Below are 13,552 nucleotides of genomic sequence, written 5' to 3' on the forward strand. Positions count from 1 at the left end.
CTTAATATATAAAATGCTAAAAGGGATTCTTGCCAGGGCTGTTATGGATAATAGTAATTCAAACAATAGCAGGTTGATGCGTTATTACATAGTTTGCTTAGTCAGCTATCTTCTTGCTGGCGTGTGCCTTTCTCAGTATCAGTTAGAAGTGCAGAGTGTACCTCAAACAACATATTTAATTATCATCGTTGGGTTGTTTTTTCTGTACGGCACTATTTTTCTCTTTATGTTATTTCAATACCTTTGCAGGAAAGATCTAACATATCTGATGATATTAGGAATGGCATTTCTCAGTAATAATTTCTATTTTATAGAAACCATATATATCGTTCAGAATTTAATTAACGATAGTGTTTTGATAGAAAAACGTACAAATGATATCGCTATCTTCTATTATTTTAGGCAGGTGAGTTTTATTGCATTGCTTTTTGTATCATTGACAGCGTATAAAGCGACTTCCACCGTTATTGAGACTAAAGAAAGAGAACCATGTTACATCATTATAGCATTGCTGATTATGCTGGCAATTGCATTCCTTTCGCATAACTTATCCAGTTATAATACTGATGTCACGATTGAAATTACCAGTCTCAAAGCTGACAATAAAACGGTGCACTGGCATATTGGCTACATATATTCACTGATTATCGCATGGGGAACGGTCTTATTGTATCTGGCAGTGAAAACCAAACTGCACAGTATCTTATGGAAAAGCATCGCGTTACTGTGTTGCTCTGCAATCCTGACGAATGTTCTGCTGTTAAGTCTGGATGAATATAGTATGTATATTTGGTATGTCAGTAGGGGAATCGAAGTTATCAGTGCCTTATGTATCATATCTATATTAATGTACAATACGTTCATTATTCTTAAGAGAGAGACGGATTCAGCAATAAAAGATGCGATGACTAAGATATATAACCGTAAATTATTCTATAAGGCACTGAAGTCATCTTTAGTAAAAGGTGCTGTTTGTATAATGATACTGGATATAGATAAATTCAAACGCATCAATGATACTTATGGCCATCAGGAAGGCGATCGCGTTATAAAGAGCATTGTTGATATTGTTAATAAATCGATCAGGGACTCCGATATTTTTGCGAGAATTGGCGGGGAAGAGTTTGGGATACTGATTAAGTGTAAAGATAAAGCTGAAGTAATGTTTGTTGCGGAAAGAATAAGAAAAAATGTTGAGACTGAAACAGCGGTGCCCAATATATATGGTTTGAAAGAGAAAATGACAATCAGCATCGGTGTATATTGTAGTAAATCTGATGATTATTCTGCTGATAAAGTCGTATCATATGCTGATGCTGCGTTGTATGAAGCGAAAAACTCAGGTAGAAATAAAGTGGTTTACTATAACAGCTAGAATAATATTAAGCGTTATTGAGTGTCATGACGTTTAAAAAAGTGTGTAGCCAGTACGATCAGAATTGTAATTGCGTTCACTCTGCGTATCCCCCCACATTAAGCCAATTGATATGTTGGGGGACCGTTGAGAATGAATGTACAAAATCATCCCAGGACCTGAGATCCCCGGCGGCGGCGCAGACTGTTCCATGAGTAGATCGCGTTGAATAACACAACACCCGCGGTGACGCAGAAGACGGCGCGGAAGCCATAATTTGCCGATATAGCAGCTCCCATTAACGGCCCAGTCACGTTGCCGATATCACGAAATGACTGGTTGTAACTAAAGATGCGCCCGGCGATTTGGTTGGTTGAGTTATACACCAGCAAGGTCTGTACGGCAGGCAGCAATGCACCATCAGCGGCACCCAGTAAAAAGCGCAGCACGCCTAGCTGCCAGGGTGTCTGGACGAATGACATTGGGATCAACAACAGTACGGAGATAACCAATGCCACGATCAGGATCTTCTCCGGACCAATCCTGTCGCCCAATTTGCCGAGCCTTGGTGCGCTGATTAAGGCCGCAACGCCGGGTACAGAGGCAATCATCCCGCTGATAAACGCGATATTACTGACATTGCCCGCAAGCTCCCGTACATACAGCGTCAGGATTGGCGCAATGGAGCCGGTTGCAACCTGAATTATCAGGGTAGTGACAAACAAGCTCAGCACCAGCTTTGGATTCTTTAACGACGTCACGACTTCGCGAACGTGCAGCATCTCTTTCTTACTCACTGGCTGGAAGCGTTCACGGATAAAAAAGAGTGTCAGAATAAAACAGATCAACAGCACCAGGGCTGTGATGAAAAATACGGGGCGCAGACCATACTGATCGGCGAGTAACCCGCCCGCCAATGGCCCAAGTAAAGCACCGCTGACGCCGCCAGTGGAAAGTGTCCCCAACGCCCAGCCGCTTTTATTGCGTGGCACCTGGGTTGCGATCAGTGCGTTGGCATTAGGAATAAATCCACCGAGCAAACCCAGCAGGGCGCGCAGGATCAAGAACTGCCAGATATTTTGCGCCAGCCCCATCAGCAGCATGACGATGGCCATGCCCAGCGCCGAGCGTAAGAGCATAATTTTCCGGCCTTTACGGTCGGCCAGCCCACCCCAGAAAGGCGAGGCAATCGCTGAAAACAGGAAAGTGATGCTGAATACCAGCCCTGACCACATATTCAGGGCGCTGTGACCCGTCACGCCAAGACTCTCGACGTAAAGGGGTAAAAATGGCATGACCAGGCTAAATGCTGCACCGGTTAAAAAACAGCCCAGCCAGGCAACGGTAAGGTTGCGTTTCCAGTTTATGGGAGCATCAGAGGGTGACATAGCGATCCGCAGTGTGATGCGCTGTTTGCGCTATCGATTAAATATAAATAAGCAGGCTAATTATGCGCCTGGTTGATAGTTGCTGCAATGCGGATAGCAGTTAAACCTAAAAGGGGAGAGAAGGTGTTGCAGTCCACAGGACTGCAACAAAGACTCAGTACAAAGAGGGGGAGCCTTCAGGACGTGTCTTAAAGCGGCGATGTAGCCACATGTATTGCTCGGGGGCCATCATGATGCATTTTTCAACGATTTTGTTCATCCAGGCCGCCGTTGTTTCAGCATTGTCCAGCGGGGGGGAACACTCCGGTGGCAGCATAATCAATTGATACCCCTTGCCGTCAGGTTTACGGCGGGGAACAAATGGCACCAGACAGGCATTCGACATTCGTGACAGCATCCAGGTTCCGGACGTCGTTGCAGCCTGTTCAACGGCGAACAAAGGCACAAATACACTGGCGCGAGGGCCGTAGTCGTGATCCGGCGCGTACCAGACCACTTCACCTTTTTTCAACGCTTTAATCATCCCTTTCAGGTCTTTACGATCGAGCATTGATTTATTGGAGCGCATACGCCCCCAGGTTTGTAGCCAGTCGAGCAGCGGATTGTCGTTAGGACGATACACACCAATTCCCGGCTCTTGTAAGCCAAACTGGCGTGCGCCCAACTCGAGCGTCAAAAAGTGCAGACCAACTAACAGGATCCCACGCTTTTGTGCCTGAACGTCCCGGATATGCTCCATTCCGATAACTTCAGTCCAGCGTGATATTCGCCTGTCAGACCAAAACCAGGCCATGCCGGTTTCCATTACGCCCATACCGACAGACTCAAAGTTCTTTACCATCATCTGCTGGCGTTCCTGCTCGCTCATTTGCGGGAAGCACAGTTCCAGATTGCGGGAAACAATCTTTGCCCGACGTTTCATCAAACGCAATGCCAGACGGCCTAGTGCACATCCCAATTTATAGAGCACTGGGTAGGGTAACTGCACGATTAACCAAAGGATGCCAATACCCAGCCAGGTTAACCAATAACGCGGATGCAGTAGTGCAGCCGAAAACTTGGGTAAATTCGTCATGTCTATCCTGTCTTCTAACGACCAATTCCCTGTATTGTCGCATTTTTTTGCGCGTATCTAAAATTTACGACGGGAGAACGGTGATTAAACCATCAATTGTTGTTGCGTTTTTACCGTGAAGTATGAAATGTAGCGTAAAATGTGTGGATGTAAATTGGCGATGTTTGCTTTATCATGCCGGCCGATTTTCATTTTTACTGATTGCAGGATACGTACACCATGCCAGTGTTACACAACCGCATTTCGAATGACGCGCTCAAAGCTAAAATGCTGGCGGAATCTGAGCCGCGTACGACGATTTCATTCTATAAATATTTTACCATCGCTGATCCTCAGCAAACGCGTGATGCACTGTATCAACTGTTCACTACGCTGAATGTCTTTGGCCGCGTATATCTTGCACGGGAAGGCATTAACGCACAAATCAGTGTACCGCAAAGTCACGTTGATGCGTTTCGCCAACAGTTATACGCATTTGATCCTGCATTATCCGGGTTGCGTCTCAATATTGCATTAGATGATGACGGCAAATCATTCTGGGTTCTGCGCATGAAGGTCCGTGAGCGAATTGTCGCGGATGGCATTGATGATCCTGATTTTGACGCCAGCAACGTGGGTGATTATCTGAAAGCTGCTGAAGTGAATGCTATGCTGGACGATCCGGATGCAGTGTTTATTGATATGCGCAACCACTACGAATATGAAGTGGGTCACTTCGAAAATGCACTGGAGATCCCGGCAGACACCTTCCGCGATCAGCTGCCGAAAGCGGTAGAAATGATGCAGGAGCATAAGGATAAAAAAATCGTTATGTATTGTACTGGGGGGATTCGTTGTGAGAAAGCCAGTGCATGGATGAAACATAACGGATTTAGCAAAGTCTGGCACATCGAAGGCGGCATTATTGAGTATGCCCGCAAAGCGCGCGAGCAGGGGTTGCCTGTGCGTTTTATCGGCAAAAATTTTGTTTTCGATGAACGCATGGGGGAGAGGATCTCTGACGATGTGATTTCGCATTGTCACCAGTGCGGTACTGCATGTGACAGCCATACTAATTGCAAAAACGATGGCTGCCATCTGTTGTTTATTCAGTGTCCAGCTTGTGCGCAAAAGTATAAAGGCTGCTGTAGCGAACTGTGTTGTGAAGAGAGCGAACTGCCAGAAGAAGAGCAGCGTCGTCGTCGCGCCGGGCGTGAGAACGGCAATAAGATCTTTAATAAATCGCGGGGGCGTTTAAATACTAAGCTCGGTATTCCCGATCCTGCGCAATAACACGATGCCGGATGATGGCAAAAGCCTCATCCGGCATCAATAGGACGTTATTTCTGCTGTACGCCTTCCACCGAGATAATTAATTCAACTTCCTGAGAAGCGGGACCGAGATCGGTGGTAATGTTGAAATCCTTCAGCTTTATTTTCCCTTGAGCTTCAAAACCGGCGCGTGTGCCACCCCATGGATCGCCACCCTGACCCATCAGCTTCGCGTCCAATGTTACCGGTTTGGTGACACCGTTCAGGGTCAGGTTACCGGTGATATCCAAATCGTTGCCCTCTTTCTTCACGCTGGTGGACGTAAAGGTGGCCTGCGGGAACTTGCTCACATTGAGGAATTCTGCACTACGCAGGTGTTTGTCACGCTCGGCATGATTGGTATCAACACTGTTGGTGTTGAGGGTGACATTGACTTTATCGGCAGCCGGATTTTTCTCGTCAAAGGTAAATGTACCGTCGAAATCTTTAAATGTGCCGTACAGCCAGCTGTATCCCAGATGCTGAATGCGGAAATTAACAAAGGCATGCTGTCCCTCTTTGTCAATTTTGTAATCCGCCGCGATGGCAGAGCCGGTCGTGAATAATAAAGAGGCGAGTGTGAGTCCCAGCAGGTTTTTTTTCATTTTAAGCTCCATAGTCAGATGACGATTTTCCCAACATGCGATTAAGGGTATCGTCGTTATCGATAAAGTGATGTTTCAGGGCCATTAGCCCATGCAGAAGTGATAAAACCACCACGGTCCAGGCGAGCCATAAGTGCACGTTACCGGCGATGTCGGCTTGTACGCCTGCGTTGGCAAACGTGGCGGGAACATCGAACCAACCAAATACGCTGATTGCTTTACCGTCTGCGGTAGAGATCAGATAGCCGCTGATGACAATAGAAAAAAGCAGGGTATATAGCGTGAGGTGGCCCAATGCCGCCGCAATGCGGGTTAGACGGGAATAGCTTTTCAGCGCGGCAGGGGGAGGGGAAACAACCCGCCAGACAATGCGGACAACCAGTCCCATCATCAGCAACACACCGATACTTTTATGCAGTTCAGGCGCCTGGTGATACCAACCATCGTAATAACTGAGTGTTACCATCCATAAACCCAGAGCAAACATGCCATAGACGGCAATAGCGACCAGCCAGTGTAATGCGGCAGACACCACGCCATAACGCTGTGGACTATTATTGAATTGCATAAACATACCGTTAGATATTTCAGAAGTGAATGAAAATGGCGCGTAAAAGACATTAATGCAACTAATAAATAGCAATGGTGATGATATTTATTCTTATTTCAATAAAATTGATTAATTAAAGGCGCAATCATCAAATCGTTAGTGTGAGTGAACAAGGAGAAGGGCTTGAAAACAAGGAGGGATGAGAATTATGTTATTCAGTTTATTGCAATGAAATTAAGTAATTATCAGTTTTTGTCAATTAATGTCAGCGCATATCGATTAGAAGAACATAATATATATGACGTCCATAATCGCCAGCAGCGACCATAAAATAATGTAGAGCATGAAATGCTCGCGAATATTATTAACCAGATAGTGAAAGATGCGGCGCATCAATGTTATTCCTGTCATTAAAAATGGCCTCACCAACGAGGCCATTGATCGATTATCGCTTAAAACGGGACAGTCTGAATGGCGTCAGGTCAAAGGCTGACGGTTTACCCTGGGCAAAATCAGCCGCAATTTCGCCCAGTACGGAAGCAAACTTAAAACCGTGTCCGCTGAGCCCGGTAATCACCAGCGTGTTGTCATGGTCTGGCAACGTATCGATAATGAAGTCTTCATCTGGCGAGTTATCGTAAGTACAGGATGCGCCATGCAGACAACAGCCAATGCCAGGCAAAACAGCGCGCAGGAATGGGAAGGCTTCAGAACCATCGCTGGCGACAGCAGCAAACGGTTTACGTTCTTCAGGTGAATGAATGACCTGTCCGCCGTTATGTCTGCCAATTTTTAACTCGTCATTTTCAGCCGGAAAACCATAGTATTGATCGCCATTTGGCAGTTCGCCGGTAAATGCCGGGAATTTGTTTTTGACACTGTAGCGCCCGTCAGCCTGATACCATGCGAATACTTTACGCACCGGTTGTATCGGCAGTTCCGGCAGCAATGCTTTGACCCAGGTACCGGCGCTGACGACGACTTTATTCGCGTGGTAGTCACCATCGGCTGTTGCAACCGTTACGCCATCATCGTGGTGATGAATCGCCGTGACGGGGCATTTAAACAGCTGTGCACAACCCGCCTCTTCAGCCAGGCGAATCCAGGTTTTAATGGCTAACTCACTACGTAAAAAACCGGATTCAGCTTCAAACAGCCCGATATAGTTTTCAGGCACGCGAATTTCTGGCCAGCGAGCCATGATGGCTGCTGCATCCAGCTGTTCGACATTGAGCTGCCACTGTTTGGCACTTTGCGCCACGGTCGCTAAGAAGGTTGAATCTGCAGGGCCCAGGTTGATAACGCCAGAGCGAACAAAAACAGGCTCTTCATTTTGTGCGGAAAGTTCATCCCACAATGTTTGCGCACGTAGCACCAGTGGAACGTATTTTTCACCTTCGCCATACGCATGACGAATTAATCGTGTATCGCCGTGATGGCTGCCCTGTTGATGCGGTGGCATATGCGCATCGATCATCAAAACGTTGAGACCAGCGCGAGTGGCGTAGTATCCGGCTGCGGCGCCCACGGAACCGCTGCCAATAATGATTAAGTCGTATTTCATCCGCTTCTCTCTGCAATCGCGATAGCATACGTTAAATAATTCGAGTTGCAGGACAAAACGCCCTGGCGGTTTTGAACAGCGCTTACGCTGGCCCCAAAGGGGCGAGGCCAAAGGCCGAGTAAAGCCAACGCACATGCAACTTGAAGTAAGACAGGTATAGCAGGGTAAATAACTGAACCGGAATATTCAACCTGCAAATAAGAAAGGCACCGCGAAGGTGCCTTTTGATGGTGTGATGTATCAGGTTTAATGTCGCTGATACTCATTTACCTGGTAATCGCCAGATTCAATTTTGGCGATTCCGGCTTCTAATATCGAAATAAATTGCCTGGCAACATCAGTGGTTAACCAGAGCGTTTGACCGACTTCAGTCCCATCCGGGTCCGGACGATTCGGGGTCTGGTAGTGCAAACGCAGCATCAGCGCATCGTAGCTATCAACAGTGCTGATGTCCCACCCTACAAGCGGATGAGTCTGAATGACTTCATTATTCTTTTCCATCATGCCCCCTAATTCGTGTTACTAGACAACGGTTTTCGAGGTTCAATGCGTTTTTTTCTGAAGCAACTTCAGTATATCAATAAATAAGGGTATTCATTGAAAATTTAAAGAGGGCGGCGCATAAATTTTTTGTTTTCAGTGTTATCTGACTAATAAAACAACATGTTATTCATTTTTTTTTAGCATGTTGTGCAATTATTTTGGTGATTTGATTAAAAGATAATCAAAGTGTTTAATATAAATTATCTGCCAGCGTAGTAAATGCAAGATTGATTTAAAGGAAGCACCTATAAAAAAGCCGGGGCGACCCGGCAAACAAACATCACTGCATATCATTTTTTATTCGTTGATGAACCAGTCATCCGCGCTTTCCCAGGTTTCCTGCAGGATTTCGCTGATGCGTTCTTTGTCCTCTTTTGTTGCGCCAATAACCGACAGATTGTTGGCCCCGGCATAACGAACGGTAACGTTACCTTCGTTATCCGGAAAATGATGATGAATACGGCGGGAGAGTTCACCTGCCAGCGCGTCGATAGCACCGGCTGGTAAAGGTGAAGTTTTGGCAATAGTGACTTCAATACGCATAATAGCCCCCTGTTGGATATACTGGTTATTTATACAGTTAACTGTGCCAATTGACAACAGTGGGCTACACTTTTTTAGCGTTTTACTGACCAGCGTACGGTTTCACCGCCAAGGAATGGTACCAGCGTGTCATTTTCCAGTGCGATGCTATCCGGGACCTGATGTTCAATTTTCTCCAGTTCAATGAAGGTATCATTGACTGGCAGGCCGTAGAACTGTGGACCGTTCAGCGAGCAGAAGGCTTCAAAATGAGTCAGGGCATTCATCTCTTCAAACACGGTAGCATAGCTTCCCAGTGCTGTCGGCGCGTTAAAGCAACCTGCACAGCCGCAACTGGACTCCTTACGATGACGCGCATGCGGTGCGGAGTCGGTGCCAAGGAATGCACGACTGAATCCGCTGGCAACCAGTTCGCGTAGCGCCTGCTGGTGAACGTTACGTTTGAGTATCGGCAGACAGTACAGATGCGGACGAATTCCGCCGACCAGCATATGGTTGCGGTTAAACATTAAATGCTGCGGTGTGATGGTTGCGGCAAGAAGCTCGTTGCCCTCGCGAACGTAGTCGGCGGCATCTTTGGTTGTGATATGTTCAAACACCACTTTTAGCGCGGTTAAACGCTGACGTAAGGGGTCCATCACCGTTTCGATAAAACGTGCTTCGCGATCGAAAATATCGATCTCAGCGTGCGTCACTTCACCATGCACCAACAGTGGCATCCCCAATTTTTCCATGCGCTCCAGTACCGGCATAATGGCATCGACCGAGGTTACACCGTGTGTAGAGTTGGTTGTTGCATTGGCGGGATAAAGTTTCGCGGCGGTGAAGACGCCTTCGTTGAATCCACGCTCAAGTTCATTAGGATCCAGCGTGTCCGTTAAGTAGCAGGTCATCAACGGCGTAAAGTGATGTCCGGCGGGTACAGCGTCCAGAATGCGCTGACGGTACGCAATGGCCGCATCAACGGTAGTGACCGGCGGAGCGAGGTTTGGCATAACAATCGCGCGACCATAAGTTTCACTGGTATAAGGCACGACAGTTTTCAACATGTCGCCATCGCGAAGGTGAAGGTGCCAGTCGTCTGGGCGGCGGATCTTTAAAACCTGGGATGGTGCAGTCATCAATATGCTCCGGCTGAGGATAGTCTTTTTTGCCGGAAACAAAGGATAAGCGGAAACGTTTTCGTTTGCACGAAAAAAAAGGGCGCATTCGCGCCCTGATGTTGATTAATCGGTAAACGGGATAATGATTTCGCCCGGTTTAACCTCAATCCCTTTCGCCAGTTTTTTCGCCAGCGCTTCGCCTTTGCTGCTGTCTTCACGCAGAATATAGGCCGGTTGCTGGTTAAAGTAATTGCGCAGCGACTGATTTAAGTAGGGCATCAGCGTTTGCAGTACAGATTGCATTTTCTCTGGTGTGACGGTTGCATCAACCACTTCCATTTCTTGCAGATAAATCGCGCCTTTTTCTTTATTGAAGACTGGCAATGCTTTTAACTTCAATTTCATGGTCGCTTTCTGGCTACCAAAAAGGGAATTCATATCCAGATTGGCATCGCCTGTCAGCGTCACTTTATTCGGCTCTTCGCGACCAATCTGGCTGGCGAGATTGGTCAGTACGATGTGGGCTTCAGCGACGCCAGGCAGACCAATATCTTTCGAGAAGTCGTTATGCTTAGCCAGTGCCTGATTAATCTCTTGCTCGCTAACCGTGTATTGTGTGAGTTGATTACAACCAACCAACAGGCCGCTGACAATCAGTGCAGCAGCAAAAAAAATCTTTTTCATGGGGTTCCTCAACATGATGCTTGTGGCGTAATCGTGACACAAAGCAGCATCAAGCACCAGCGACCCGGACACCAGCAGAAAAAACTGAAATTGAGTCCGGGACGTCTGGTCAGCTATCAGGCATCAGGTTCCAGCATGCCGCGTGACGGGCGTTTATGGCTAAACTGCCAACCCAGCGCGAGGAAGGTGATAAAGCCGATAATGCCGAGCATCATCCACGGGAGTTCTGGCTGTGACAATGCTTTACCCATGTCAAACAGCCAGCCGCCACCGATATAACCGATGGCACCGCCGATGGCTAACCCGAGGCGGCTAAAGCCCATGTAGCTGCCCCGTGCGCGCGCATTTGCCAACGACGCGCTCAGCGTCTCGCGTGCCGGTTCCGCAATGATAGAACCGATATAGAAGGTGCAAATCAGGGTGAAAAGCTGCTGTAAATTTCCGACCAGACCGATGGGCATCATGCTAAGAGACATGATCAGCAGGCCTGCCATCAGCCGATGCTCAAGACGAAAACGTTTCTCACTCCAGCGGGCGATAGGGTAGAGCAGCGTTAAAGAGAGACACGCCTCGATGGCATACATCCACTTCACGGCGGCTGGCGAACCGGCAATGTCATTAACCATAATTGGCAGCATCAACATAACCTGTACCGCCAACATGTAATACCCCGCCAGCGTCAGGACATAGGTGACAAATCGTTTGTCATGCATCACATGGCTCATGCCTTCGCGCACGGGAATTTTCACGGTGGACAGCTTCCATGCCGGAAGCAGCCAGGCGTTAAACGCAGCGCACAAAACGAACAAGATCGCACCCGTAGCGCAGACCAGACGGAAATCGTACTGTAACAACCAACTGCCGAGTAATGCGCCAACAACGGCACCGGCACTGTCCTGCATCATCAGAATGGAGAAAAAGCGCCCGCGCTTTTCCGGGCGGATCAGTTTGACCACCAGTGCCGAACGGGGCGGGTCGAATAATGTACCGCCTAAGCCGGAGAGGAAACAGGAAAACCACAATAGCCAGGGTTCGTGCGCAATCCCCATCGTGGCGAACCCGGCGGCACGCATCAACATGCCGGTCACAATCATGGGTTTGGCACCAAAGCGGTCAGCAATTGCGCCGCCAAAAATCCCCAGACCTTGCTGAATAAATTGGCGCAATCCAAGTGCGATACCGACCATCACGGCGGCCCAGCCCATTTGGTCGACGAAACGGATAGAGATCAGTGGGAAAACGACAAAGAAACCCAGCACGACCAGCATATTATCGATGAGCAGGAAATATTTACCCAGGTTCCTTGCCTGCGAGACTTGCGACATTTCCCCTCCAGGGAAAAAACTCGTCACTCGGTGGAGAGTTTAAAAGATAAGCACCTTCTATTCTGCGGTGTCGTTTGCGCTTTTCCCACCCTTGGCGGGACAATATTTTTTTATCAAAAGTCCGTCTTGATAGAGAGTTTTCATCAAAATGTGTGAATAATTCAAAAAATGGCATTTTGCTCTTTTCACAGGGTGTATTTGCACAGGTATAGTAATGCGAATTGCGTATTGAAGACGTTACGGGAAGGAGTAGGTATAGAATGTTTGGCTATCGCAGTAACGTGCCAAAAGTGCGCTTAACCACGGACCGCCTGGTCGTGCGTTTGGTGCATGAGCGTGATGCCTGGCGTCTGGCAGATTATTACGCAGAGAATCGTCATTTCTTAAAGCCCTGGGAGCCTATCCGCGATGAAAGCCACTGCTACCCCTCTGGCTGGCAGGCGCGTCTGAGCATGATCTCTGAATTTCATAAACAAGGTACAGCCTGGTATTTCGCGCTGCTCGATCCCGATGAAAAAGAAATTATCGGCGTTGCGAACTTTTCGAACGTGGTGCGCGGATCTTTCCACGCCTGTTATCTCGGTTATTCCATTGCGCAGAAGTGGCAAGGGCAGGGACTGATGTACGAAGCCCTGACCGCCGCTATTCGTTATATGCAGCGGACGCAACATATTCACCGCATTATGGCGAACTACATGCCACACAATAAGCGTAGCGGTGATTTGCTGGCGCGACTCGGCTTTGAGAAAGAAGGATATGCAAAAGACTATCTGCTGATTGATGGGCAGTGGCGCGATCATGTGCTGACGGCGTTGACAACATCAGAATGGACCCCCGGTCGCTAAGTTTCAGGCGCGCGGCCTGAATAATGGAGAAGACGATGAAATACGAATTAACCGCCACTGAAGCCCGTGTGATTGGCTGCTTATTAGAAAAACAGGTTACTACACCGGAACAATATCCCCTTTCCGTGAATGGTGTGGTGACCGCGTGTAATCAAAAAACCAACCGTGAACCGGTGATGAATCTGTCGGAAGCCGACGTGCAGGACCAGCTTGATAACCTGGTAAAAAGGCATTTTCTGCGGACGGTGAGCGGCTTTGGTAATCGCGTGACCAAATACGAACAGCGGTTCTGTAATTCAGAGTTTGGCAATCTTAAGCTTAGCGCGGGTGAAGTGGCATTGATCACCACGCTGTTACTCCGTGGCGCTCAGACACCGGGTGAATTGCGTAGCCGCGCATCCCGAATGTATGAGTTCAGCGATATGGCGGAAGTGGAGTCAACGCTGGAGAAACTGGCTACCCGGGAAGATGGCCCTTATGTAGTCCGCCTGGCGCGTGAACCTGGAAAGCGAGAAAGTCGTTATATGCACCTGTTTTGTGGCGAGGTTGATGAGTCACTCGCTGCGGCAGATGAGCCGCATGCGGCGTCTGGAGATTTGCAGGTGCGTGTTGAAGCGCTGGAAACCGAAGTGGCAGAGTTGAAACAGCGGCTCGATTCATTATTGGCACACCTGGGAGACTAA

General features: G+C 48.0%; 15 protein-coding genes. 4 read left to right on the plus strand and 11 right to left on the minus strand.

The features are described from left to right. The first annotated feature begins 13 nt into the window (after positions 1-13). Entirely contained in the window at positions 14-1,375 is a 1,362-nt protein-coding gene (locus NNO03_RS17685; RefSeq protein ID WP_271450148.1) for a sensor domain-containing diguanylate cyclase, read from the plus strand. Between the two features lie 146 nt (positions 1,376-1,521). On the opposite strand, the gene mdtG is transcribed toward NNO03_RS17685, so the two are convergent. Continuing rightward, positions 1,522-2,742 carry a multidrug efflux MFS transporter MdtG gene (gene mdtG, locus NNO03_RS17690; protein WP_271450127.1) on the minus strand — a complete coding sequence of 407 codons (1,221 nt, stop codon included), beginning with the start codon at positions 2,740-2,742 and terminating at the stop codon, positions 1,522-1,524. Between the two features lie 154 nt (positions 2,743-2,896). Next, a complete protein-coding gene (locus NNO03_RS17695) occupies positions 2,897-3,817 on the minus strand; it encodes a Kdo(2)-lipid IV(A) acyltransferase (RefSeq protein WP_005129093.1) in 921 nt (306 codons plus the stop codon). Between the two features lie 219 nt (positions 3,818-4,036). Between NNO03_RS17695 and NNO03_RS17700 the strand changes: the two genes are divergently transcribed. Then, positions 4,037-5,089, plus strand: coding sequence for a rhodanese-related sulfurtransferase (locus tag NNO03_RS17700; protein ID WP_271442813.1), 1,053 nt, complete (start codon positions 4,037-4,039; stop codon positions 5,087-5,089). A 47-nt stretch (positions 5,090-5,136) separates the two neighbouring features. Here the strand turns inward: NNO03_RS17700 and NNO03_RS17705 are convergent, their stop codons facing one another. From NNO03_RS17705 to mdtH, 9 genes are all read right to left on the minus strand, one after another. Further along, positions 5,137-5,712, minus strand: a complete 576-nt coding sequence (locus tag NNO03_RS17705) for a YceI family protein (protein WP_271450128.1) — start codon at positions 5,710-5,712, stop codon at positions 5,137-5,139. 1 nt (position 5,713) lies between these two features. Continuing rightward, on the minus strand, positions 5,714-6,280 hold the full coding sequence (locus NNO03_RS17710) for a cytochrome b (protein WP_271442812.1): 567 nt from the start codon (positions 6,278-6,280) through the stop codon (positions 5,714-5,716). A 261-nt stretch (positions 6,281-6,541) separates the two neighbouring features. Beyond that, positions 6,542-6,655: a YceO family protein gene (locus tag NNO03_RS17715; RefSeq protein ID WP_003846814.1), complete on the minus strand. Its 114-nt coding sequence runs from the start codon at positions 6,653-6,655 to the stop codon at positions 6,542-6,544. A gap of 52 nt (positions 6,656-6,707) precedes the next feature. Further along, a complete protein-coding gene (gene solA, locus NNO03_RS17720; protein WP_271450129.1) occupies positions 6,708-7,826 on the minus strand; it encodes an N-methyl-L-tryptophan oxidase in 1,119 nt (372 codons plus the stop codon). A gap of 246 nt (positions 7,827-8,072) precedes the next feature. Continuing rightward, entirely contained in the window at positions 8,073-8,327 is a 255-nt protein-coding gene (gene bssS, locus NNO03_RS17725; RefSeq protein WP_003036154.1) for a biofilm formation regulator BssS, read from the minus strand. A gap of 339 nt (positions 8,328-8,666) precedes the next feature. After that, entirely contained in the window at positions 8,667-8,912 is a 246-nt protein-coding gene (gene dinI / locus NNO03_RS17730) for a DNA damage-inducible protein I (protein ID WP_006685106.1), read from the minus strand. Positions 8,913-8,986: 74 nt separating this feature from the next. After that, on the minus strand, positions 8,987-10,033 hold the full coding sequence (pyrC, locus tag NNO03_RS17735; RefSeq protein WP_271450130.1) for a dihydroorotase: 1,047 nt from the start codon (positions 10,031-10,033) through the stop codon (positions 8,987-8,989). Positions 10,034-10,138: 105 nt separating this feature from the next. Further along, positions 10,139-10,699, minus strand: coding sequence for a lipoprotein (locus NNO03_RS17740; protein WP_061068127.1), 561 nt, complete (start codon positions 10,697-10,699; stop codon positions 10,139-10,141). A gap of 116 nt (positions 10,700-10,815) precedes the next feature. Further along, a complete protein-coding gene (gene mdtH, locus NNO03_RS17745) occupies positions 10,816-12,024 on the minus strand; it encodes a multidrug efflux MFS transporter MdtH (protein ID WP_137383040.1) in 1,209 nt (402 codons plus the stop codon). A 260-nt stretch (positions 12,025-12,284) separates the two neighbouring features. Between mdtH and rimJ the strand changes: the two genes are divergently transcribed. Together rimJ and NNO03_RS17755 are read left to right on the plus strand one after the other, a co-directional pair. Continuing rightward, positions 12,285-12,869, plus strand: coding sequence for a ribosomal protein S5-alanine N-acetyltransferase (gene rimJ, locus NNO03_RS17750; RefSeq protein ID WP_271450131.1), 585 nt, complete (start codon positions 12,285-12,287; stop codon positions 12,867-12,869). A 35-nt stretch (positions 12,870-12,904) separates the two neighbouring features. After that, on the plus strand, positions 12,905-13,552 hold the full coding sequence (locus tag NNO03_RS17755) for a YceH family protein (protein ID WP_271450132.1): 648 nt from the start codon (positions 12,905-12,907) through the stop codon (positions 13,550-13,552).

The sequence above is a fragment of the Citrobacter sp. Igbk 16 genome, assembly GCF_028069755.1.
Classification (GTDB): domain Bacteria; phylum Pseudomonadota; class Gammaproteobacteria; order Enterobacterales; family Enterobacteriaceae; genus Citrobacter.